The sequence below is a fragment of the Pseudonocardia sp. C8 genome (genome assembly GCF_014267175.1).
Lineage (GTDB): Bacteria > Actinomycetota > Actinomycetes > Mycobacteriales > Pseudonocardiaceae > Pseudonocardia.
Genome location: NZ_JACMTR010000002.1, coordinates 5,784,954 through 5,807,758, shown reverse-complemented (window position 1 = coordinate 5,807,758; position 22,805 = coordinate 5,784,954). Strand labels below are relative to the sequence as shown.

Below are 22,805 nucleotides of genomic sequence, written 5' to 3'. Positions count from 1 at the left end.
GCCCGGCGCGGGCACGCCTCGCCGGTGGGGAGCGCCCGCCCGGCTGCGACCATGACCACCACGACGGGCGCCGGGCCCGGGAACGCGGAGGGGGCGGCGGTGGCGGACGGGCCGGAGCGGATCGACCGGTTCGCCGAGCTGGTGGCGCGGGCCAGGGCGCTCACCGCGGGCGGGGAACGCCGGGCCGTGCTCGGCATCGCCGGCGCGCCGGGCGCCGGCAAGACCACCCTGGCGCTCGCGGTGGTCCGCGCGCTGGCCGCGGACCCGCCGGCCGGCATGGACGCGGGCTGGGTCACCCACGTCCCGATGGACGGTTACCACCTCGCCGACGTCGAGCTGGACCGGCTCGGCCGCCGGGACCGCAAGGGGGCACCGGACACGTTCGACCCGGCCGGCTACGCGGCCCTGCTCCGGCGGCTGCGCGCGGGGTGTGACACCGGCCCGGTGTACGCGCCGGCGTTCGACCGGGAGATCGAGCAGCCGGTCGCGGGTTCGATCCCGGTCCGCCCGGGGTGCCGGCTGGTCGTCAGCGAGGGCAACTACCTGCTCGTCGACACCCCGGAGTGGTGCGCGGTGCGTGCGGAGTTCGACGAGGTCTGGTTCCACGAGACCGACGAGGAGTTGCGCCGGGAGCGGCTGGTCGCGCGGCACGTCCGGTTCGGCAAGACGCCGGAGCACGCCCGGGCCTGGGTCCGGGACACCGACGAGCCGAACGCCCGGCTGGTCGCGGCCACCCGGTACCGGGCGGACGTCGTGGTCGCCTGCGCGGAGATCCCCGGCTGAGCCGGCGCACGCACGGGCGACGCCGCCCGCCGGCGGAGACCAGGCCGAGAAACGACGACGGGCCCGCCCCGGACGGATCCGGGGCGGGCCCTGTCGTCAGGTCCGAGCGATCAGCTCACTCGTCGCCGCTCGCCAGCGCGGACTGCGCGGTGGCCGGCACGGGCTCCGACGGCTTGCGCTCCCCGCGGAAGGTGAATCGGGCCTTGTCGTCCCAGGCCTTCGAGTCCTCGCCGGCCTCGTGGTCGAGGCCCTCGACGTCGACCAGCACGATCTGGCCGGGCTCCAGCTCGCCGAAGAGGATCTTCTCGGAGAGCTGGTCCTCGATCTCGCGCTGGATCGTCCGCCGCAGCGGCCGCGCACCCAGGACCGGGTCGAACCCACGCCGTGCCAGGAGCTTCTTGGCGTTGTCGGTGAGCTCGATGGCCATGTCCTTGTTGGCCAGCTGCTTCTCCACCCGCCCGATCATCAGGTCGACCATCTCGATGATCTGGGGCTGCGTGAGCTGGTGGAAGACGATGATGTCGTCGATGCGGTTGAGGAACTCCGGGCGGAAGTGCTTCTTCAGCTCGTCGTTGACCTTGGTCTTCATCCGCTCGTAGTTCGACGCCTCGTCGTTGCCGGACGAGAAGCCCAGCCCGACCGCCTTCGAGATGTCCTGGGTCCCCAGGTTCGAGGTGAAGATCAGCACGGTGTTCTTGAAGTCGACCGTGCGGCCCTGGCCGTCGGTGAGGCGGCCGTCCTCGAGCACCTGCAGGAGCGTGTTGTAGATCTCCTGGTGCGCCTTCTCGATCTCGTCGAACAGCACCACCGAGAACGGCTTGCGCCGCACCTTCTCGGTGAGCTGGCCGCCCTCCTCGTAGCCGACGTACCCGGGCGGGGCACCGAACAGCCGCGAGGCGGTGTAGCGGTCGTGGAACTCGCCCATGTCGATCTGGATGAGCGCGTCGTCCTCGCCGAACAGGAAGTTGGCCAGCGCCTTGGACAGCTCGGTCTTACCGACACCGGACGGGCCGGCGAAGATGAACGAGCCGGACGGGCGCTTCGGGTCCTTCAGGCCGGCCCGGGTACGGCGGATCGCCTGCGAGACCGACTTGACCGCGTCCTCCTGGCCGATGATGCGCTTGTGGAGCTCGTCCTCCATGCGCAGCAGCCGGGTGGTCTCCTCCTCGGTCAGCTTGAACACCGGGATGCCGGTCCAGTTGCCCAGCACCTCGGCGATCTGCTCGCCGTCGACCTCGGCGACCACGTCGAGATCCCCGGACTTCCACTGCTTCTCGCGCTCGGCCTTCTCGCCGAGCAGGGTCTTCTCCTGGTCGCGCAGGTGCGCGGCCCGCTCGAAGTCCTGCGCGTCGATCGCCGACTCCTTGTCCCGGCGGACGTTCGCGATCTTCTCGTCGAACTCCCGCAGGTCCGGCGGAGCGGTCATCCGGCGGATGCGCATCCGGGCACCGGCCTCGTCGATCAGGTCGATCGCCTTGTCCGGCAGGTAGCGGTCGTTGATGTAGCGGTCGGCCAGGGTGGCGGCCGACGCCAGCGCGTCGTCGGTGATCGTGACGCGGTGGTGCGCCTCGTACCGGTCGCGCAGGCCCTTGAGGATCTCGATGGTGTGCTGCACCGACGGCTCGGACACCTGGATCGGCTGGAAGCGGCGCTCCAGGGCCGGGTCCTTCTCGACGTACTTGCGGTACTCGTCGAGCGTCGTCGCCCCGATGGTCTGCAGCTCGCCGCGGGCCAGCATCGGCTTGAGGATCGACGCGGCGTCGATCGCGCCCTCGGCGGCACCCGCACCGACCAGGGTGTGGATCTCGTCGATGAACAGGATGATGTCCCCGCGGGTGCGGATCTCCTTGAGCACCTTCTTGAGGCGCTCCTCGAAGTCACCGCGGTAGCGGGAGCCTGCGACCAGCGAGCCGAGGTCGAGCGTGTAGAGCTGCTTGTCCTTCAGCGTCTCCGGGACCTCGCCCTTGACGATCGCCTGCGCGAGGCCCTCGACGGCGGCGGTCTTGCCGACGCCGGCCTCACCGATCAGGACCGGGTTGTTCTTGGTCCTCCGGGAGAGGACCTGCATGATCCGCTCGATCTCCTTCTCCCGGCCGATGACCGGGTCCAGCTTGCCCTCGCGGGCCTGCTGGGTGAGGTTGCGACCGAACTGGTCCAGCACCAGCGACGACGACGGCGTGCCCTCGCCCCGGCCACCGGTGCCGCTCTCGGCCGGCTCCTTGCCCTGGTAGCCGGAGAGCAGCTGGAGCACCTGCTGGCGCACACGGTTGAGGTCGGCGCCCAGCTTGACGAGCACCTGCGCCGCGACACCCTCGCCCTCGCGGATCAGGCCGAGCAGGATGTGCTCGGTGCCGATGTAGTTGTGCCCGAGCTGCAGCGCCTCGCGCAGCGACAGCTCCAGCACCTTCTTCGCCCGGGGCGTGAAGGGGATGTGCCCCGACGGGGCCTGCTGGCCCTGGCCGATGATCTCCTCGACCTGCTGCCGCACGCCCTCCAGAGCGATACCGAGCGACTCGAGTGCCTTCGCGGCGACACCCTCACCCTCGTGGATCAGGCCAAGGAGGATGTGCTCGGTCCCGATGTAGTTGTGGTTGAGCATCCGGGCCTCTTCCTGGGCCAGGACGACAACACGTCGTGCTCGGTCGGTGAACCTCTCGAACAATTCGCACTCCTTGCCTGCTGCGCCTCACGTACGGCGCGACCAGCATCTCCGTCCGTCCCCGGCGCGCCGGGTCCGACACTGCGCCCTCGCGTGACACCGCGCCAGGCCGACCCTCGCGGGCGGGCCTCATACCACTGTATCGGTCGAAGGGCATCCGGCGCCTCCGCCGGAGCCGCACCGTCGGGCGTTCCCGGCTCAACACCCGGCCGGCCGCGGGTGTTCCCGCGGCCGGGCGACGTGGCGGCGTTCACCCGAGGCGGCACCGCTCAGCCGGCCTCCTGACCGGCGTCCTCGCGGGCCCGCTCTTCCGCCTTGAACTCGCGGAATCCCTCCTCGTCCCGGCCTCGGCGCCAGTACCCGGAGATCGACAGGTCGTCCTTGGGGATCCCGCGCTCGCGCAGGAGGTGACGGCGGAGTTCCCGGACGGCGATCGCCTCGCCGTGCACGAAGGCGTGCACCCGTCCCGGCCGGAAGTCCAGTGCGCGGACGGCGCCGGGTAGCTGGCCGTCCGGGTCGCCGCCGGCCTCCGAGCGGTGCAGCCACCGCACGGTCAGCTCGGCCTCGCCGGGGAGCTTCAGCTCGTCCCCGGTGCCGTCGACCTGCAGGACGGCGACGGCCGGGCGGCCCGCCGGGATCCGCTCCAGCGCGGCGCAGATCGCCGGGAGCGCGGACTCGTCGCCGACGAGCAGGTGCCAGTCCGCGTCCGGGTCGGGGGCGTAGGCGCCACCGGGCCCGAGCATCCGGAGCCGGTCGCCGGGCCGCGCGGCCGCCGCCCACGGGCCGGCCAGGCCGGCGTCCCCGTGGTGCACGAAGTCGATGGCCAGCTCGCCGGCGTCGTGGTCGAGCGATCGCACCGTATAGGTGCGCAGGGCCGGCCACTGCTCGCGCGGGTACTCGGCGTGGACGACGTCCATGTCGAGCGGCTCGGGGTACTCGACGCCGGGCCGCGGAAAGAGGATCTTGACGTAGCGGTCCGTGTGCTCGGTCCGCGGGAACGCCGCCAGGCCGCGGCCCCCGGCGACGACCCGCACCATGTGCGGGCTCAGGCGTTCGGTGCGGAGCACCTCGAGCTCGGTGACGCGACGGGCCATGACGGCACCTCCCGGGAACGGGGCGGGGACGGGGCCCCGGCCACGCTACCCCTCCCCCGACCCGAGAGGTGAGGCGACCCTTAGTTCTCCTGGTGGTAGGCCTCGAGGACCTCGGCCGGGATCCGGCCACGGTCGGAGACCTTCATCCCGCGCTTGCGGGCCCACTCGCGGATCGCCTGGTTCTGCTCGCGGTCCACCGACGGGCGGCGCGCGGCCGAGGCCGACGATCCGCCGCGGCGCCGGGCCGGGCCGGTCGCGCGGCGGGCCGCGGCGACGTAGTCGGCGAGCACGTCGCGCAGCTTCTTCGCGTTCTCGTTCGTGAGGTCGATCTCGTAGTTGCGGCCGTCGAGACCGAACTCGATCGTTTCGTCCGCCGCGTCGCCGGTCAGATCGTCGACGAGCCGGACCTCCTTGATCTGCGCCATCGCCGCAGCCTCCCTGAATGGCCGTACACGTTTACGGGCGAACCGGTCCGGCGGCTGCCCGCACGCATACGGCAATACCCGGACGCAATGGCGAGGCCGCCCGGATCACCGGAACCGACTCGATTCCAGAGACTATACAGAAATGTCGGCGGCGTCGACCTGGGGGTGACTCCAAAGAGGAAACGAGCCGAATGCCACTCGATCGGGCCCCGATACCCGCCGTCCCCGGGCCGCCACCGAGCGGGCCGGGGACGACAATTCGACCGGCCTAGGACTCGCCCCGGACGAGTGGGAAGAGGATCGTCTCGCGGATACCGAGGCCGGTCAGGGTCATCAACAGCCGGTCGACGCCCATCCCCATCCCGCCGGTGGGCGGCATGCCGTACTCCATGGCCCGCAGGAAATCCTCGTCGAGCTGCATGGCCTCCGGGTCGCCCGCAGCCGCGCGCAGCGACTGCGCCTGCAGGCGTTCCCGCTGCTCGACCGGGTCCACGAGCTCGGAGTACGCCGTGGCGAGCTCCACCCCGAACACGACGAGGTCCCACGATTCCGACAGCCTCGGGTCGTCCCGGTGGGCCCGTGTCAGCGGCCGCACCTCGACCGGGAAGTCGCGCACGAAGGTGGGCTCGATCAGGGTGTGCTCGACGAGCTTCTCGAACAGCTCCAGCACGATCTGGCCGGGCGACGGGTAATCGGTGACGTCGACGTCGTGCTTCGCCGCGATCTCCTGGAGTTCGGACAGCTCGGTGTCCGGTGTCACATCCCGCCCGACGGCCTCGGAGACCGACCCGTAGATCGTCACGGAACGCCACTCGCCGCCCAGATCGTGTTCGGTGCCGTCGTGGTGACGCACGACCGTCGATCCGAACAGTGCCCGCGCGGACTCCTGGATGAGCTCGCGGGTCAGGACCGCCATGTCGTCGTAGGTGGCGTAGGCCTGGTAGGCCTCGAGCATCGCGAACTCGGGCGAATGCGTCGAGTCGATGCCTTCGTTACGGAACACGCGGTTCAGCTCGAAGACCTTCTCGATACCGCCCACGATGCAGCGCTTGAGGAACAGCTCCGGCGCGATCCGCAGGTAGAGGTCGGAGCCGAGCGCGTTCGCGTGCGTCACGAACGGGCGCGCGGTCGCGCCGCCGTGCAGCAGCTGCAGCATCGGGGTCTCGACCTCGACGAAGTCGCGCCCGGCGAGGGAGTCGCGCACCGTCCGCAGGACCGTGGACCGGGCGCGCACGGTCTCGCGGGCCTGCGGGCGCACGATCAGGTCGACGTAGCGCTGCCGGACCCGGTTCTCCTCCGAGAGCTCCTTGTGCGCGGTCGGGAGCGGTCGGACCGACTTCGAGGCGATCGACCACTCGTCGGCCCGCACGGACAGCTCGCCGCGTCGCGAGGTGATGACCTCACCCCGGACGAGCACGAAGTCCCCCAGGTCGACGACGGACTTCCAGCGGGCCAGCTCGTCGGCGCCCACCCGGTCCAGGGACAGCATCGCCTGCAGCTCGGTGCCGTCGCCCTCGCGCAGCGTCGCGAAGCAGAGCTTCCCGGTGTTGCGCACGAAGATCACCCGGCCGGCGACGGCGACCTGCTCGCCGGTCGCGGTGTCCGGCGGCAGGTCCGGGTGGGCGTCGCGGACCTGGCGCAGGGTGTGCGTGCGGGGGACCTCCACGGGGTAGGGCTCGCTGCCGGCGGCCAGCAGCTCCGCGCGCTTGGCCCGGCGCACCCGCATCTGCTCGGGCAGGTCCGCCTCTGATCCGCGGTCGGTCGGGGTGCCGGGAGTGTTCACGGCAGGTCAGGCTATCGGCGGCCCCGGAGCGGTCCGGGTCTCACCCCCTGGCGATGGTCAGCGCGGCCGGTGGTGGCGCAGGTGGGTCAGGCGCAGCCCGTGCAGGGTCAGGTCCGGGACGTGGTGGGTGACCGTGTCCGCCCGGCCGTACACCAGCTCGGCGAGCCCTCCGGTGACGGCGACGGTCACCGGCCGCGCACCCGGCCCCAGCTCGGCCAGTATCCGCCGGACGAGGCCGTCGACCTGGCCCGCGGCGCCGTAGAGCACGCCGGCCTGGACGGCCTCCACCGTCGTCCGGCCGATCACCGACCGCGGCTCGACGAGATCCACCGGCCGCAGCGAGGACGCCTGCTCGGCCAGTGCCTCCATCGCGATGTCGATCCCCGGGGCGAGCGCCCCGCCGAGGAACTCGCCCCTCGCGGAGACCACGTCGATGTTGGTGCAGGTCCCCAGGTCGACGCAGATGCAGGTGGTGCCGAACAGGTGGTGCGCGGCGAGGCTGTTCACCACCCGGTCGGCGCCGACCTCGCGCGGGTGGTCGACGAGCAGCGGGACGCCGGTGCGCACCCCCGGCCCGACGACCAGCGTCCGCATCCGGTCCGACCACCGGGCCAGCAGGGTGCGCAGCTCCCGGGACGGGCCCGGGACCGTCGACAGCGCGGCCACCGCGTCCACCTCGGCGAAGTACTTGCCGAGCATCCCGGTGATCATCAGGTCGAGCTCGTCGGCGGTGGCCCGCGTGTCGGTACGCATCCGCCAGCGGTGCTCCGGCTCCGGGGTCAACGTCGACGGGTCGGCTCCGGGGTCGGTCTCCGGGTAGAGCCCGAGCGCGACGTGGGTGTTGCCGACGTCGATGCAGAGCAGCACTAGCGGGCGGCGGACGTGAGCAGGCCGGATCCCTCCGGCGCGACGCCCGGGTCGGCGCCGAGGTCGGCGACCCGGTTGTCGGCGTCGACGAACACGACCCGCGGGGTGTACTCGCGCAGCTCGGCCTCGTCGTAGGACCCGTAGGAGATCAGGATGACGAGGTCGCCGGGGTGCACCAGGTGGGCGGCGGCGCCGTTGATCCCGATGATCCCCGAGCCGGGCTCGCCGGTGATCGCGTAGGTCTCCAGCCGGGCGCCGTTGGTGATGTCGACGATCGTGACCTGCTCTCCCTCGAGCAGGTCGGCGGCGGCCATCAGGTCGGCGTCGATCGTCACCGAGCCGACGTAGTGCAGGTCGGCCTGGGTCACGGTCGCCCGGTGGATCTTGGACTTCATCATCGTGCGGTACACGGCGGTCTCCTGGTTCCTACAGCGCGACGGGGACGTTGTCGATCAGGCGGGTGGTGCCGACGCGGGCGGCGACCAGCAGCCGTCCCGTGCCGGAGGCCGGGGCGGGGCCGAGGTCGGCGTCGCGCAGCTCGAGGTAGTCGACGTCGATCGCCGGCTCGGCCGCCAGCTCGGCGCGGGCGGCGGCCAGGACGGCGTCGTGGCCCTGCGCCGACACCGCGGCGCCTGCGGCCAGCGCCCGGGAGAGCGCGGCGGCGGCACGGCGCTGCTCCGGGTCGAGGTAGGCGTTGCGGGAGGACCGGGCCAGGCCGTCGTCCTCCCGCACGGTCGGGACGCCCACGACCTGCAGCGGGAAGTCCAGGTCGCGCACCATCCGGCGGACCAGGGTGAGCTGCTGGTAGTCCTTCTCGCCGAACACCGCGACATCCGGGCCGACGATGTGGAAGAGCTTCGCGACGACGGTGAGGACACCGTCGAAGTGCCCCTTGCGGGTCGCGCCCTCCAGCTCGTCACCGAGCGCCCCGGCGGCGACCCGGGTCTCGGAGCCCGGCGGGTACATGTGCTCGACCCCGGGGGTGAACACCAGCTCGACACCCTCCTCACGGCAGGCCTCGAGGTCGGCCTCCAGCGGGCGCGGGTACCGGTCGAGATCCTCCCCCGCACCGAACTGCAGCGGGTTCACGAAGATCGACACGACCGGGACGACCGAGCCGGGGATCCGGCGGGCGTGCCGGATCAGCTCCCGGTGCCCGTCGTGCAGGGCCCCCATGGTCGGGATCAGGACGATCTTGCGACCGGCGCCGCGCAGCGCCCGGGTGACCGGGGCCAGCTTCGCCGGGTCGGAGTGCACCGTCAGCCGGCCGGCCGCGTAGCCGTTCCGGGTCGAGCCGACCGGGGCGGCGGAGCCGGGGGGGTTCGTACGGCCGCTCACTTCTCCTCCAGGGTCTTCTCGACGTCGGTCAGGGCGGCCTGGTCCAGCAGCCCCGCCGCAGCGGCGCGGCGGGCCGTCCGCCCGGCCAGCGCCCGGTAGGCGTCCGCGAGGTCCGGGTCCGCGGCGGTGATGCGGTCCAGATGGGTGCGCAGGGTGCCGGAGTCGCCGCGGGCCACCGGGCCGGTGAGCGCCCGGTCGCCGTGCCGCAGCGCGTTGTCCAGCGCGGCCGAGAGCAGCGGGGCGATCAGCCGCCCCGCGGGCCGGATGCCGGCCGTCTCCAGCAGCTCGACGCAGTCCCCGACCAGGGTCATCAGGTGGTTCGCACCGTGGGCGAGCGCGGCGTGGTAGAGCGGGCGCATCGCCTCGGGCACCCGCACGGGCTCGGCCGACATCTCCACGACGAGGGCCTCGGCGACGCTCCAGCCGGCCGCGTCCCGCGGATCCGCAGCGTCGTCGGCGTCACCGGGGGCGGTCACGCCGACGCAGCAGGAGGCGAGGCGCTCGACGTCCTCGGGGCGGCCGGTGAACGTCATCGCCGGGTGCAGCGCGAGCGGCAGGACCCCGTGCTCCGCGGCGGGCCCCAGCACGGCGGTGCCCTGCGACCCCGCGGTGTGGACGACGATCTGGCCCGGCCGGAAGCAGCCGGCGGCGGCGAGGCCGCGGACCAGACCCGGCAGGACGTCGTCGGGCACGGCGAGCAGGACCAGGTCGGCCCGCGTGCAGACCTCGTCCGGCGGGAGCAGGGGAACGTCGGGGAGCAGTTCGGCGGCGCGCCGCACCGAGGCCCGGGAGACCCCGGAGGCGGCGACGACGTGGTGGCCCGCCCGAGCCAGCGCTGCTCCCAGCACCGAACCGACACGTCCGGTGGAGATCACGCCGACGGCGAGCCGCGCAGGACGGCCGGCATCGATCACAGTCAGGTCCGTTTCCTCCCGCTCCGGTCCGTGCTCGGTACCGGTCGGGCAATCCGCGGTCGTGCACGGCCTTCACCGGCCGCGCCCGAGCGAGGGTAGACGCCGATCGACATCCCGGGTGCCCGCCTATGACGGGCCTCACCGCGCCGGGCCGTCCCTTCCCGCCACGAGCGGCGGCGAGGACCCGGTCAGGCCGCCGATCCCGCCCCCGCCCGCGGGCCTCGCCACATCCGGAAGGCCAGTGGCCAGAGGGCGACGAGGCCGGCCAGCCCCTGGACGTGGAACTGCACCGCGCCGAGCGGCACCATCCGGGCCACGGCAAGCACGACGAGTCCGGTGACGACCAGGCGGGTGAGCGGGCGGCTCAGGATCCGGCCGGCCGCGACGGCCCGGGCGAAGCCGAGTACGCCGATCGCGAAGAGGACCACGCTGGTCACCAGGACGGCGACGAACCACGGTTGCAGCACGTCCTGCGCGGCCGCGGCATCCCCTCCGGTGAGCACCGCCGCCATCGGCGCGAACTCCAGCCCCGGGAGGAGCCCGTACACCGCGCTCCCGCTGATCACGAACGGCAACCCCCACGCGCTGAAACGGTCCTCGCCGGCGTCGCGCAGGTGTGCCCGGACCGCGAGGAACGCCAGTGCGACGAGCGCGGAGCCCGCCGCGGTGAGCAGGTGCACGGCCGCCCACCAGGTCGGGTCGGCGCCGGCCGCGGCGGCGACCGCACCCGCATCGGGCAACCGCGCGATGAACGGATGCGTCACGAACGCGACCAGCATCACCAGCGGTGCGACGGCCACGGCGGCGGCCCCGGCGCGTGCCCTCGCCCCCGGGACGCCGTCCCGTCCGTCACGGATCTGCGCGTCACCCGGTACCTGTCGCGTGGTCATGGCGGACTCCCCTCGATCGGTCCCGGCTCCGCACGTCCGGGGGACACAGGGTCGGGCCGATCGAGGGGCCGCCTCTTCGGGCGAACCGCCCATCCCGTCGGTGGCGGTCGTGGGTATTCCTGCGGAGCCGTCCCTCGGGAGCCCGCGGCTACACCAGCTCGTGCCGGAAGGCGTAGGCCGTGGCGGCGGACCGCGACGGCGCCCCGATCTTGGTGAAGATGTTGCTGACGTGGCGGGCCACCGTCTTCTCGCTGATGACCAGCTTGTCGGCGACCTCGCGGTTGGTCGCTCCGGTGGCCACGAGGCGGAGCACCTCGACCTCCCGGGGGGTCAGTCCGCCCGGCGCGGGTGCCGGTCCTCCGGACAGCTCGGCGACCCGCGCCAGTGCCGGGGCGGCTCCCAGCTGCTCGAACACCCGGCGCGCCGCGTCCAGCTCCATGCGCGCCGTGTCGTGGTCGGCCAGCTCCGCGTACGCCCGGGCCATCAGCAGGCGGACCCGTGCGGCCTCGTACGGTGCGCCGATCTCCTGCCAGGCCGTCCAGGCCCGCCGCAGCACCGCGCACGCCGCGCGGGGGTCGCCGCCGGCGAGCAGGACGGCGCCGCGGGCCGACCCCGCGACCGCGCGCAGGTACGGGGCGTCGAGGTCGCGGCCGAGCTCGTCCAGCTCGCCGACGGCCTGGCGGGCCGCGTCCACGTCGCCGGCGCTCAACACGATCTCGACGAACGCGGCGAGCACGCGGGCCCGCTTCACGCGGTCGCCCTCGAGCTCGGTGGCGACCCGGCGCACGGCCGCCTCGGCGTCCCGGACGCGGCCCTGGGCCAGCCGCAGCAGGGCCAGGCCGGGGTGCACGGCATGGCCGGACTCGCCCGCCCTGCGGTAGGCCCGTTCGGCCCGCGCGAACTCACCCCGCAGTCGCAGCAGCTCGCCCAGCTGGTACTGCGCCATGCCGAGTACCGGGTCGCCCGGCGGCTCGGCGAGGTGGTCGCACGCCCGGCCGGCCTCCGCCAGTGCGTCCGACCACTCGCCCCGCAGCAGCATGATCTCCGAGCGGTGGACCAGACACTGCCCCCGGTAGGGCTTGAGGGCCTGCTGGGTGGCGCACCAGCGGCTCAGCGCCGCCGTCCATTCCTGGGCCCGTCCCCAGTCGAAGACGTCCCGGCAGGTGATGATGAGCGCGCAGTAGACGATCCCGGCGGCCGCGGGCGAGACGTCCCCGGTCGTGACCGCGAGCATCGCCTCGTCGAGCAGCGCCACCCCACGGCGCACCTCGCCCATCGCGACCAGTGCCTGACCGCGGCCCAGCCGGCTCAGCGCGACCAGGTCCGGGTCACCGAAGCGGTCGGCGATGGCCGCGGCGTCGCGCAACACCGCGTACGCCCGGGCCGGGTCCCCGGACGCCAGCGCCTGCACCGCGACCGGGATGAGGAGGTAGCCGCGTTCGGCGCCGTCCGGTGCCTGCTCGGTGAGGACGCTGCCGGCACGGCCCAGCCAGCCACCGCCCTCGGCGTGCCGGCCGCGCTGGATCAGGAAGAGGCCGGCCCAGAACGCGCACCGGACGGCGCGGCCGGCCGCACCGCCGTCGAGGAACGCGCGATGGGCCCGCTCGAGACACCGGACCGCGGCGTCGTCCCGCCCGGTCAGGTACGCGGCCATCGCGAGCCGCTCGAGGTCGGCGGCGTCGAGCGAGGCCTGCGCGTCGGCCGCCACCAGGTCCTCGTAGGCGTCGTCCCAGGCACGGCGTGCGTACGATTCACGGCCGCGCGTCACTGCGTCGGTTGCGTGCATCGGGTCTCCTGCGTGGCGGGATGCACACCGTACTCCGGCGCCGGCCTGCCGCCCTTCCTTCACAAGACCGAGCGCGCCCCGGGTGTGGCGGGCGGCGGGTACCGCCGCGGCGCTACCGGTCCGGGCGACGCAGGGGGCGGGTCGGGCCGGGGTCGCCGGGGTCGTCGTGGTGACGGCCGCGGGGGTGCGGGCCGGGGCCGCCCGGCCGGTGGACCGGGTGCGTCGGTTCCGCAGGGGAGCCGGGTGCTGCGGATCCGGGTGCAGCGGGGCCGGGCCGTGGCGCGTCGCCCCTCGGCCGTGCCGCGGCGCGCCCGGGCGGCCCCGTACCGGCGTCCGCCTCGTGCTGCCCGGCGCCGGCTCCCCAGGGCGGGCCGCCGGACGGCCCGGGGCCCGGCCGCGGAGCCGGATCGGCCTGCCCGCTGGCCGGGCCGCCCGGCCCGCGCGCCGCCTCGTGCCGCCCGGGCTGAGCCCCGCCGGGCCCGGTCCGCCCCGGGGCGCCCGACCCGCCGCCGGGGGTGTCCGGGAAGCCGGGGATCTTGTGCGCTCCGGAGAAGCTGCCGTCCGGCGCGGCCGGGGGCGGCGGCTCCCAGCCGGACGGACGCTGCCGGGCCCAGGCCGCCACCAGGGCCTCCGGCACGCCGACGGCGACCGCCCGGGCCCGCAGCAGGGCGGCCAGCGTCTCGTCGTGCCGGGCGTGCGCGCTGTCCCTCACCGCGCCGCGGGCGATCCGGTTGCGCATGAACGCGAGCTCGGTGACCGCCGCCTGGTACTCGGCGACGGCTTTCGCCGCGGCCTTCCCGGACCGCCTGCGGACCAGCGCCCGCCACCCCCGGCGCCGGGACAGCTCGGACAGCAGCGGCACCTCGCTCGGCGCGATCCAGCCGGCGGCGGCGAACCCGGGTAGCTGGGCGGCGACGATCCGCGCCTCGCGGCGGCGCGCGAAGACCACCAGCAGGATCATCCCGACGAAGATCGGGAGCATCACGAACAGGTACACCCGGTAGAACGCGCCCGGCGACGCGGCCAGCACCGACGCACCGTTCCACAGCGCGTGCAGCACCACCGCGGCCAGGTAGCCGGCGGCCAGCGCCAGCACGCGGGCGCCGGCGCCGCGGCGCGCCGCCGCCAGGCCGGCCGCGATCCCGATCATGCAGGTGAACAGGGGATGCGCGAACGGCGAGGCGACCCCGCGGACGAACAGCGTCGCGAGCACCCCGGCCGCCTGCGGGTCGGAGACGGCGCGGCCCAGGTAGAGGATGTTCTCGCTGAACGCGAACCCGGCCGCGACGATGCCGGCGTAGACGATGCCGTCGACGATGCCGTCGAACTCGCGGCGCCGGAAGACGAGCAGGCCGACCAGGAACAGCCCCTTCGCGAACTCCTCGACGACCGGCGCGACCAGGATCGGGCCGACCATGTCCCCGGCGCCGCGGCCGGCCGCGGCGTCGAGCACCGCCGACGCGCTGGTGTTGATCAGCAGCGACACGAGCGCGGAGAACCCGGCGCCCCAGAGGAACGCGCCCAGCAGCATCCGCGGCGGTTCGGGCTCCCAGCGGTCCACCCACAGGAACGCGGCCACCACCGGCACGACCGGCAGCAGCGCGGTCAAGGTCCCGACGACGACACCGCCGGTCCCGATCGCCCGCTGCAGGACCCCGATCGTGATGACGGTCAGCAGGGCGAGCGCGACGAGCCCGACGACCGGGAGCAGGACCCCGCGCCGCTTCGCCTCGCGGGCCGGCACCGGCGCGGACGGGTGGCGGCCGGTCGGGCTGGCGGGGATGGCCATGGCCCGGGAGCGTAGAGAACCCGCGGGCTCAGGTGGGGCTGGCGCCCCCGTCGGCGTCGTCCGGGTCGTCGGGTGCCCGGCAGCAGTGCTCCAGCCACAACCCGCCGCCGACCAGCAGCAACGCGCACCCCAGCCCGATGCCGGCGGCGATCCCGTCCCGGACGGCCGCCACCACGACCGAGGCACGCGGCACCGTGTGGAGCAGCATCCCCGCCCACAGCCCGGCGAGCACGGCCCCGCCGACCGACGACGCCTTCGCCAGCAGCACCGCCCGCGCGGCGACCAGCGCCGGGACCGGCGGGGCACCGTCGCGCCGCTCGATCCGGCGGCGCAGCACGACCCCGCCGCCGATCTCGGCGATCCCGAGCAGCCCGACGGTGGCGCCGGCGGCGATCGGCAGCGGCGGCAGCCACGAATACGTCAGCTGGACGAGAACGTTGCCGAGCAGGGCCGCGACCACGGCGATCCCGGCGAGGTCGCGGTAGCGGGTCGGCCGGACCGTCGGCCTGGGGTCCTCGCCGGGCGGCGGTCGCCTGCGGCCGGGACCGGGCGCGGTCACGGCGGCACCAGCACCATGTCGTCCCGGCGGTGCACGCCCGCGCGCCCGGGCGGGCCGAGCCGTTCCAGCAGCTCCGCGACCGGCCCGTGCCCGTGCAGCACCGCGTCCGGGTCGGCGTCCAGCCAGGGCAGCAGCACGGTGCCGCGCTCGGGCGTGCCCGGGTGCGGGAGCAGCAGCTCCGGGTCGTCGGAGAACACCGGCTCCCCGCGGTCGTCGACGACCTGCACGACGTCGACGTCCAGCGTCCGCGGCCCCCACCGCTGCTCGCGCACCCGCCCCGACGCGTCCTCGCACGCCTGCCCGCGGCGCAGCCACCCCCAGGCGTCCACGGCCGGGTCGTCGGCGATCACGACGGCGTTGAGGAAGTCCGGCTGGTCGGTGACGCCCCACGGCGCCGTCTCGTACACCGGCGAGACCGCGACCAGCGCGGGCCCCAGGTCGTCGACGACCGTGCGCAGGTGCCCGAGCCGGTACCCCAGGTTCGATCCCAGGGACAGCACGGCGCGGGTCACGGCCGGCTCCGGTGCAGGACGACCGCGACGTCGTCGAACGTGAGCGGGATCGGCGCGGAGGGCTTGTGCAGCGTCACCTCGACCTCGCGGACCCGCTCGTCGGCGGCGAGGACGTCGTCGGCGACGGCCCCGGCCACCGACTCGATCAGGTCGTGCGGCGGGCCGCCGAGGATCGCCGCCGCCCGGCCGGCCAGTGCCCCGTAGTCGAGGGTGTCGGCCAGGTCGTCGGAGGCGGCCGCGGCGGACAGGTCGGTGTGCACGACGAGGTCGAGCACGAACTCCTGGCCGTCGCGCTTCTCGTGGTCGAACACGCCGTGCCGGCCGTGCACCCGCAGCCCGCGCAGCTCGATCCGGTCCCGGCTCACCGACCGCCCCCGGGGGACGACCGGACCCGGGACGCACCGAGCCGGCAGGCCGCGCCCACCGCCACGGAGTCCATCGTGGACTCGACGTCGTGCACGCGGACGCCCCAGGCACCGGCGTTCGCGGCGATCGCGCTGACCGCGGCGGTCGCGACGTCCCGCTCGGCCGGGGGGCGGGGCTCGCCGTCCGCGGAGGTCAGCAGGTCCCCGAGGAACCGCTTGCGGGAGGCACCGACGAGCACCGGGAAGCCCAGGTCGATCAGCACGTCGAGCCGGCGCAGCAGCTCCCAGTTGTGGGCACCCGTCTTCGCGAAGCCCAGCCCGGGGTCCAGCACGATCCGGCCCGGGTCCACCCCGGCCATCACCGCGTGGTCCACCCGGGCGACGAGCTCCTGGCGCACCTCGGTGACGACGTCGGTGTACTCGGCGAGCTGCTGCATCGTGGAGCTGTGCCCGCGCCAGTGCATGAGCACCCACGGCACCTGCAGCTCGGCGGCGACCGCGGCCATCCGCGGGTCGGCGAGCCCGCCGGAGACGTCGTTCACCATGACCGCCCCGGCCTCGACCGCGGCCGCGGCGACCTCGGAGCGGGTGGTGTCCACGCTGACCCGCACGCCGGCGGCGGTGAGCTCCCGCACGACGGGCAGCACGCGTTCGCGTTCGGTGCCCGCGTCCACCCGCGCGGCACCGGGGCGGGTCGACTCCCCGCCGACGTCGACGAGGTCGGCACCGGCCGCCCGCATCGCGACGCCGTGCGCGATCGCCTGCGAGCGGTCCTGGTAGCGGCCGCCGTCGGAGAACGAGTCGGGGGTGACGTTCAGGATGCCCATGACCGCGCAGCGGCCCGGGTCCGGCGGGCCACCCAGCGCGGCGTCCGGGGCGGGCACGTCACCGCTCCCTGATCAGCGACAACGCCTCCGCGCGCGAGGTGGCGGAGCTCTTGAACAGCCCGCGGACCGCCGAGGTGGTGGTGCGCGAGCCCGGCTTGCGGATGCCGCGCATCGACATGCACAGGTGCTCGGCGTCCAGGACCACGATCACCGCGCGCGGGTTGAGCTTGCGCACCAGCGCGTCCGCGATCTGGGCGGTCAGCCGCTCCTGCACCTGCGGGCGCTTGGCGTACAGGTCGACCACCCGGGCGATCTTGGACAGGCCGGTGACCTGGCCGTCCACCGCCGGGATGTAGCCGACGTGCGCCACCCCGTGGAACGGCACGAGGTGGTGCTCGCAGGTCGAGAACATCGGGATGTCCTTGACCAGCACGAGCTCGCCGTGCCCCTCGTCGAAGGTCTTCTCCAGCACCGAGTCCGGGTCCACGAACAGCCCGGCGAAGATCTCGCCGTAGGCCCGCGCGACCCGCGCCGGGGTCTCCTTGAGGCCCTCCCGGTCGGGGTTCTCCCCGACGGCGATCAGCAGCTCGCGGACCGCCCGCTCGGCACGGTCCAGGTCCACGCCCTCGGGCACGGCCTGGGTCACCCCGGCCGCCACCGTGGCGGACCGCACCGCCGGGGGCATCCCGTTCGTCGTCGACGTGCTCAGTGTCCTGCCTCCGGGTCCTGCGTCCGCCGCTCGTCCCGGCGGTTCTCCGGCTCACGGTCGTCTCCGGCGTCACCGCCGGTCGGCCCGGACGACGGGGCGTTCCGGTCCTGGCCCTGCTCGGGCTGCTGTCCCTGCTGACCGCCCCAGTTGGCCGGCGGCCAGCCCTGGCCGCGCGGGGTGGTGGCGGGCCGCCAGCCCGGCGGCGCACCGTAGTTCGGGGCGACGGCGGGCGGGGGCGGCGGGTAGCTGCCCTGGTAGGCCTGCGGCCTGCCGTCCTGCGGCGCGTTGCCGGGCGACGCACCGTTGCCGTTCGGGGTGCCGTTGCCGTTCGGTGCCCCGCCGTTCGGGGTCCCGCCGTTCGCCCCGTTCCCGTTGCCGGAGCCGGAGCCGTAGCCACCGTCGTTCGGGGCGTCCGGGCGGGCCTGGGTGGAGCCACCGGCCGGGAACGGGGACGCGCCGGGCAGCCCGGCGGCGTCGCCGTAACCGTTGGCGGCGGACGCCACCGGGGCCGGGGTCCGCTCCTCGTCCTCCGGCAAGGCCTCGCCGCGCTCGTGGGCGATCTCGCGGGGGGTCTTGATCGGCGGCTTCTCCGACGGCGTGCGCTCGCCGAAGTCGTTGAACGCGGTGATCCGCGGCCGCTTCTCGACCTCCCCGAAGATCCGCTCGAGGTCCTTGCGGTTCAGGGTCTCCTTCTCGAGGAGCTCCAGCACGAGCTCGTCGAGCACGTCCCGGTAGGTGTTGAGGATCTCCCACGCCTCGGTGTGGGCGGCCTCGATGAGCTTGCGCACCTCCTCGTCGATCTCGTGGGCGACCTCCAGCGAGTAGTCCGCCTGGTTGCCCATCGAGCGCCCGAGGAAGGGGTCGCCCTGCTCACGGCCGTAGCGGACGGCGCCCAGCCGGGCACTCATCCCGTACTCGGTGACCATCGCGCGGGCGATCTTGGTCGCCTGGTCGATGTCCGAGGACGCACCCGTGGTCGGCTCGTGGAACACCAGCTCCTCGGCCGAACGGCCGCCCATCGCGAACACCAGCCGGGCGATCATCTCGGCGCGGGTCATCAGGCCCTTGTCGTCCTCGGGGACGACGAGCGCGTGCCCGCCGGTGCGGCCGCGCGGCAGGATCGTGAGCTTGTAGACCGGTTCGAGGTCGGGCATCGCCCACGCGGCCAGCGCGTGCCCGCCCTCGTGGTACGCGGTGATCTTCTTCTCGCGTTCGGAGACGATCTTCGACTTGCGCTTCGGCCCGCCGACGACGCGGTCGACCGACTCCTCCAGCGCCGCGGAGGTGATCAGCGAGCCGTTCTCCCGCGCGGTCAGCAGCGCCGCCTCGTTGATCACGTTCGCCAGGTCGGCGCCGGACATGCCGACGGTGCGCTTGGCCAGCGAGTGGAGGTCGACGTCCTCGGCGAAGGGCTTGTCCTTGGAGTGCACCTTGAGGATCGCGAGCCGGCCCGCGAGGTCGGGCGCGGCCACCGGGATCTGCCGGTCGAACCGGCCCGGGCGCAGCAGCGCCGGGTCGAGGATGTCCGGGCGGTTCGTGGCCGCGATCAGGATGATCCCGCCGCGGGCGTCGAAACCGTCCATCTCGACCAGCAGCTGGTTCAGCGTCTGCTCGCGCTCGTCGTGGCCGCCACCGAGGCCGGCGCCGCGCTGGCGTCCGACGGCGTCGATCTCGTCGACGAAGATGATGCAGGGCGCGTTCTGCTTGGCCTGCTCGAACAGGTCACGCACCCGGGAGGCGCCGACACCGACGAACATCTCCACGAAGTCCGAGCCGGAGATCGTGTAGAAGGGCACCCCGGCCTCGCCGGCCACGGCACGGGCCAGCAGCGTCTTACCGGTGCCGGGCGGGCCGTAGAGCAGGACACCCTTCGGGATCTTCGCGCCCAGGGCCTGGTAGCGGCCCGGGTTCTGCAGGAAGTCCTTGATCTCGTAGAGCTCCTCGACGGCCTCGTCGGCCCCCGCCACGTCCGAGAACGTGTTCTTCGGCATGTCCTTGTTGAGCTGCTTGGCCTTGGACTTGCCGAAGCTCATCACCCGGTTCCCGCCGCCCTGGGCGTTGTTCAGGAACCAGAACAGGATGACCAGGACCAGCGCCAGCGGGATCATCATCACGAGCAGCGACGACAGGAACGAGTCCGGCGGCGCGCTCGTGTCGATCGTGCCGACCCCCGGCACCTCGCGGAGCCGGTCGAAGATCTGCCCGGAGAGCTGCGCCGGGTACTGCGTGATGACCTGCGTCACGTCCCCGTTGATCGGGGTCTTCAGGGTCAGCCGGAGCTGCTGTTCCCGGTCCTCGATCAGGGCGTCCTTGACGTTCCCGGACTCGACCTGGGTCAGCGCGACCGACGTCGGCACCTCGGTGTAGCCCCGGGTGTCGTCGAGCAGCGAGCTGAACCCGAGGTAGATCAGGAGCGCGAGGAGGATCCAGATCAGCGGGTTGCGGAGCAGGCGCTTGCGGTCCATGCAACGTCGGCCTGGGTGGCCTTCACCTTCCCGAGAGTGGTTCGCGGCAGCGGCGGCGGACGGAACACCGCCCCGCCGGACGGCCCTGACCCGCCAGGATAGCCGCCCGCAGGAACGAGCGCGCCGGGCGGATCGGGCCGGACGGCCAGGTGCGGCCGTCCACCGGGTGAACGTACGGCCGACCTGCCGGGTTCCCCGTCCGGGGTGTCCCGCCGCACACCGCGCGCCGCCGATGTGGGAGAACTGTGGGGCACGTTCGGTGACGGCCGGGGTCGCGTGCGTGTCGGGGAGGCGGAGCTGATGGCGCAGCGCGCGGGGCGGGGGCCCCGTCGGACGGTGACGGCACTGGCGATCGGGCTGGCCGCCTCGGCCGTCCTGACGCTGTTCACCGCCCCGGCAGGCGTGCGCGATCCGGGGACCGCGGGCCCCGGCGTGACCACCACCGCCCGGGCGCTGCCCACGGCGCCGGCGGCCCGCCCGGCCGTCGTGCCGGGGCCGTCGTCGTTCGGGCCGGGCGTGGTCACCGAGACCACGGGGGCGGGCCTGTGCACCGCCGGGTACGTCCTCACCGCGGGCGAGCGCACCTTCCTCGCGCAGGCCGCGCACTGCGGCGGCACCGGCGACGAGACCGAGACCGACGGCTGCACCTCGGCCGCCGTCCCGCTCGGCACCCCGGTGACCGTGCGGGGCAGCGACCGCACCGTGACCGGGCGGCTCGCCTGGAGCTCCTGGAACACGATGCAGGCGCGCGGCGAGACCGATCCGGACACCTGCGCCTACAACGACTTCGCGCTCGTCGAGCTTCCCCGCGATGCCGCGGCGTCGACCGGCTCCGCCGTGCCGTTCTTCGGCGGCCCCACGGCGGTCCGCGAGACCTCGCTGCCGGCAGGGACCCCGGTGTACGGGCTGGCCAACGCGCCCGGCCCCGGCGGGACCCGGGGCCTCACCGTGCGGGCCGGGACGGTCGCCGACACCGTCGGCGGCGGCTGGGGGCACGCGGTGTACACGATGGAGCCGGGCGTCGCGGGCGAGTCCGGAAGCCCGCTGCTGGACGGCGAGGGCCGCGCGGTCGGTGTCCTGTCCAGCCTGTCCGCGACCGCCGACCGGCCGAGCATCGAGTACACCGACCTCGGCCGGGCACTGGACTACGCCGCGCGCACCGACGGCCCGGCCGGCCTGACCCCGGCCACCGGCCCCGCCTTCGACCCGGAACCGTCCGGGGTGGACCCACGTGACCTCGCGACGCCCGCGGGTCCCGGCGTCACCGGTTAGGCGTAGACCTTCGGGTCCAGGGTGCCGATGTAGGGCAGGTCCCGGTAGCGCTCGGCGTAGTCGAGGCCGTACCCGACGACGAACTCGTTCGGGATGTCGAAGCCGACGTAGCGGACCGGGACGTCGACCTTCACCGCGTCCGGCTTGCGGAGCAGGGTGATGACCTCCAGCGACGCGGGCGAGCGGGTCTCCAGGTTGTGCAGCAGCCAGTTCAGGGTGAGCCCGGAGTCGATGATGTCCTCGACGATCAGCACGTGCCGTCCGGCGATGTCGCGGTCGAGGTCCTTCAGGATCCGCACGACCCCGGACGACGACGTGGCGGAGCCGTAGGAGCTCACCGCCATGAACTCGAGCTGGGTCGGCACCGGCAGCGCGCGGGCCAGGTCGGTCATGAACATGACCGCGCCCTTCAGCACGCCGATGAGCAGCAGGTCCTCCCGGCCGTCCCGTACGACGTCGGAGTAGTCCTCGGCGACCTTGCCGGCCAGCTCCGCGGTCTTCTCCCGCACCTGCTCCTCGGTGACCAGCACCGACGAGATGTCCCCGTCGTACACCCGACCCCCTCGCGCGGGCCGCGACGCGGCCCCGTCGACTCCGGAACCGGGCGGCGTCGTCACGCCCGGTCACGCCCCCACCTGCGGCGGCGCAGCACGAGCCTGCCACGCGTGCGGATCAGCTCCAAGCCGCCACCGAGGGTGGGCCCGCCCTGTCCGCGCCAGCGGCCGACGAGGGCGTCGGCGGCCCGGAGCTGGGCGTCGGTCAGGCCCCGGACGCCGTGCGTGCCGAGCCATTCCCGCAGGACCCGGCGCCGTACGGCGGCCGGCGCCGCCGCGAGGACGGCCGCGTCGAGTGGCGGTGCGACGGCGTCGCCGGGTGGGTCCGTGGCGTCGGCCGGCGCGGTCGGCGCGGGGTCGGCGCCGGGGTGGTTGTCGCGCGAATCACCTGCTCCGGCCGCGGCGGCCTGCACCGGTTCGTCACGCAGCGTGTCCGGACCGGCACCGGGTGGCGTGCCGGGCGTGGTCGCTCCGACGTCCGCGCGCAGCCGGGCGGCCAGACCGGCGAGGGCGTCGTCGTCGTCGCGGAGCTGGTCCGCGGTCCGGGCCAGCGCCCCGGCGACACCCCCGCCCAGGATCTCCTCCAGCAGTGGCAGCACCTCGTGCCGCAGCCGGGACCGGGTGAACCGCGGGTCGCTGTTGTGCGGGTCGTCCCAGACCTCCGCTCCGGCCTCGGCGCAGGCCGCGGCGGTGTCGGCCCGGCGCAGCCCGAGCAGCGGGCGTAGCCACGGCTCGTCCCACGCGCGCATGCCGGCGAGCGAGCGGGCCCCGGACCCGCGGGCGAGCCCGAGCAGGACGGTCTCGGCCTGGTCGTCGAGGGTGTGGGCGAGCAGCACCGGCGACGACGGGTGCGGGCGCGCGTCGAGCAGCGCGGCCCGGCGGGCCCGGCGGGCCGCGGCCTCCGGGCCACCGCCCGCGCCCACCTCGACCCGGTGCACAGCCGCGTCCACACCGGACTCGCGGAGCCGGGCGGCGAGCGCGGCGGAGCGTTCCGCGGAGCCGGCCTGCAGGCCGTGGTCGACCACGGCGGCGTGCACCGGCCCGTCGAGCGCGGCGCGGACCGCGAGCACCAGCGCCGTCGAGTCGGCACCGCCCGAGCACCCCACGACCGGCGGCGCCGTGCGCACGTGCTCCGGCAGCAGCTCCCACGCGGCCTGCACCGCCCGGTGCAGGCGCCGGGTCGCCGCACCGGCGGTGCGCGCCCCGGGCGACAC

General features: G+C 74.3%; 21 protein-coding genes. 2 read left to right on the top strand and 19 right to left on the bottom strand.

Annotated elements, in window-relative coordinates; all coding sequences use genetic code 11:
* Positions 1 to 120 precede the first annotated feature (120 nt).
* The gene (locus H7X46_RS27585; protein ID WP_370589090.1) at positions 121 to 783 is read left to right on the top strand and encodes a nucleoside/nucleotide kinase family protein; all 663 of its coding nucleotides are present in this window, start codon (positions 121 to 123) and stop codon (positions 781 to 783) included.
* Positions 784 to 898: 115 nt separating this feature from the next.
* Here H7X46_RS27585 and H7X46_RS27580 read toward each other — a convergent pair whose 3' ends face one another.
* From H7X46_RS27580 to ftsH, 17 genes are all read right to left on the bottom strand, one after another.
* Positions 899 to 3,445 (bottom strand): ATP-dependent Clp protease ATP-binding subunit, encoded by a 2,547-nt coding sequence (locus H7X46_RS27580; RefSeq protein ID WP_186362120.1) that lies wholly within the window; start codon positions 3,443 to 3,445, stop codon positions 899 to 901.
* Positions 3,446 to 3,711: 266 nt separating this feature from the next.
* Positions 3,712 to 4,536, bottom strand: coding sequence for a siderophore-interacting protein (locus H7X46_RS27575; RefSeq protein ID WP_186362119.1), 825 nt, complete (start codon positions 4,534 to 4,536; stop codon positions 3,712 to 3,714).
* An 80-nt stretch (positions 4,537 to 4,616) separates the two neighbouring features.
* Positions 4,617 to 4,961: an Lsr2 family protein gene (locus tag H7X46_RS27570; RefSeq protein ID WP_186362118.1), complete on the bottom strand. Its 345-nt coding sequence runs from the start codon at positions 4,959 to 4,961 to the stop codon at positions 4,617 to 4,619.
* A gap of 268 nt (positions 4,962 to 5,229) precedes the next feature.
* Positions 5,230 to 6,687, bottom strand: coding sequence for a lysine--tRNA ligase (gene lysS / locus H7X46_RS27565; protein ID WP_186362959.1), 1,458 nt, complete (start codon positions 6,685 to 6,687; stop codon positions 5,230 to 5,232).
* Between the two features lie 114 nt (positions 6,688 to 6,801).
* Entirely contained in the window at positions 6,802 to 7,611 is an 810-nt protein-coding gene (locus H7X46_RS27560) for a type III pantothenate kinase (protein WP_186362117.1), read from the bottom strand.
* Positions 7,611 to 8,021 carry an aspartate 1-decarboxylase gene (gene panD, locus H7X46_RS27555; RefSeq protein WP_186362116.1) on the bottom strand — a complete coding sequence of 137 codons (411 nt, stop codon included), beginning with the start codon at positions 8,019 to 8,021 and terminating at the stop codon, positions 7,611 to 7,613. The genes H7X46_RS27560 and panD overlap by 1 nt, the downstream gene beginning before the upstream one ends.
* A 16-nt stretch (positions 8,022 to 8,037) precedes the next feature.
* Positions 8,038 to 8,949, bottom strand: a complete 912-nt coding sequence (panC, locus tag H7X46_RS27550; RefSeq protein WP_186362115.1) for a pantoate--beta-alanine ligase — start codon at positions 8,947 to 8,949, stop codon at positions 8,038 to 8,040.
* Complete coding sequence (locus H7X46_RS27545; RefSeq protein ID WP_186362958.1) at positions 8,946 to 9,860, bottom strand: DUF2520 domain-containing protein; 915 nt, start codon at positions 9,858 to 9,860, stop codon at positions 8,946 to 8,948. Before H7X46_RS27545 ends, panC begins: the two co-directional genes overlap by 4 nt.
* A gap of 191 nt (positions 9,861 to 10,051) precedes the next feature.
* Positions 10,052 to 10,753 carry a hypothetical protein gene (locus H7X46_RS27540; protein ID WP_186362114.1) on the bottom strand — a complete coding sequence of 234 codons (702 nt, stop codon included), beginning with the start codon at positions 10,751 to 10,753 and terminating at the stop codon, positions 10,052 to 10,054.
* Positions 10,754 to 10,901: 148 nt separating this feature from the next.
* Complete coding sequence (locus H7X46_RS27535) at positions 10,902 to 12,539, bottom strand: helix-turn-helix transcriptional regulator (RefSeq protein ID WP_186362113.1); 1,638 nt, start codon at positions 12,537 to 12,539, stop codon at positions 10,902 to 10,904.
* A 112-nt stretch (positions 12,540 to 12,651) separates the two neighbouring features.
* Positions 12,652 to 14,328: a PrsW family glutamic-type intramembrane protease gene (locus tag H7X46_RS30430; RefSeq protein WP_304633510.1), complete on the bottom strand. Its 1,677-nt coding sequence runs from the start codon at positions 14,326 to 14,328 to the stop codon at positions 12,652 to 12,654.
* Between the two features lie 28 nt (positions 14,329 to 14,356).
* Positions 14,357 to 14,887 carry a DUF3180 domain-containing protein gene (locus H7X46_RS27525; RefSeq protein ID WP_186362112.1) on the bottom strand — a complete coding sequence of 177 codons (531 nt, stop codon included), beginning with the start codon at positions 14,885 to 14,887 and terminating at the stop codon, positions 14,357 to 14,359.
* Positions 14,884 to 15,399 (bottom strand): 2-amino-4-hydroxy-6-hydroxymethyldihydropteridine diphosphokinase, encoded by a 516-nt coding sequence (folK, locus tag H7X46_RS27520; RefSeq protein ID WP_186362111.1) that lies wholly within the window; start codon positions 15,397 to 15,399, stop codon positions 14,884 to 14,886. Before folK ends, H7X46_RS27525 begins: the two co-directional genes overlap by 4 nt.
* Entirely contained in the window at positions 15,396 to 15,764 is a 369-nt protein-coding gene (folB, locus tag H7X46_RS27515; RefSeq protein WP_186362110.1) for a dihydroneopterin aldolase, read from the bottom strand. Before folB ends, folK begins: the two co-directional genes overlap by 4 nt.
* Positions 15,761 to 16,591, bottom strand: a complete 831-nt coding sequence (folP, locus tag H7X46_RS27510) for a dihydropteroate synthase (protein ID WP_186362957.1) — start codon at positions 16,589 to 16,591, stop codon at positions 15,761 to 15,763. The genes folB and folP overlap by 4 nt, the downstream gene beginning before the upstream one ends.
* Before the next feature lie 58 nt (positions 16,592 to 16,649).
* The gene (gene folE / locus H7X46_RS27505) at positions 16,650 to 17,276 is read right to left on the bottom strand and encodes a GTP cyclohydrolase I FolE (protein ID WP_186362109.1); all 627 of its coding nucleotides are present in this window, start codon (positions 17,274 to 17,276) and stop codon (positions 16,650 to 16,652) included.
* 20 nt (positions 17,277 to 17,296) lie between these two features.
* Positions 17,297 to 19,765 (bottom strand): ATP-dependent zinc metalloprotease FtsH, encoded by a 2,469-nt coding sequence (gene ftsH / locus H7X46_RS27500; protein ID WP_186362108.1) that lies wholly within the window; start codon positions 19,763 to 19,765, stop codon positions 17,297 to 17,299.
* A gap of 336 nt (positions 19,766 to 20,101) precedes the next feature.
* Here ftsH and H7X46_RS27495 point away from each other — a divergent pair, with 336 nt between their 5' ends.
* Complete coding sequence (locus H7X46_RS27495) at positions 20,102 to 21,037, top strand: trypsin-like peptidase domain-containing protein (protein WP_186362107.1); 936 nt, start codon at positions 20,102 to 20,104, stop codon at positions 21,035 to 21,037.
* Here the strand turns inward: H7X46_RS27495 and hpt are convergent.
* Positions 21,034 to 21,591 (bottom strand): hypoxanthine phosphoribosyltransferase, encoded by a 558-nt coding sequence (gene hpt / locus H7X46_RS27490; protein WP_186362106.1) that lies wholly within the window; start codon positions 21,589 to 21,591, stop codon positions 21,034 to 21,036. The two genes, H7X46_RS27495 and hpt, sit on opposite strands and share 4 nt — an antisense overlap.
* A gap of 59 nt (positions 21,592 to 21,650) precedes the next feature.
* The gene (gene tilS, locus H7X46_RS30240) at positions 21,651 to 22,805 is read right to left on the bottom strand and encodes a tRNA lysidine(34) synthetase TilS (protein WP_370589009.1); all 1,155 of its coding nucleotides are present in this window, start codon (positions 22,803 to 22,805) and stop codon (positions 21,651 to 21,653) included.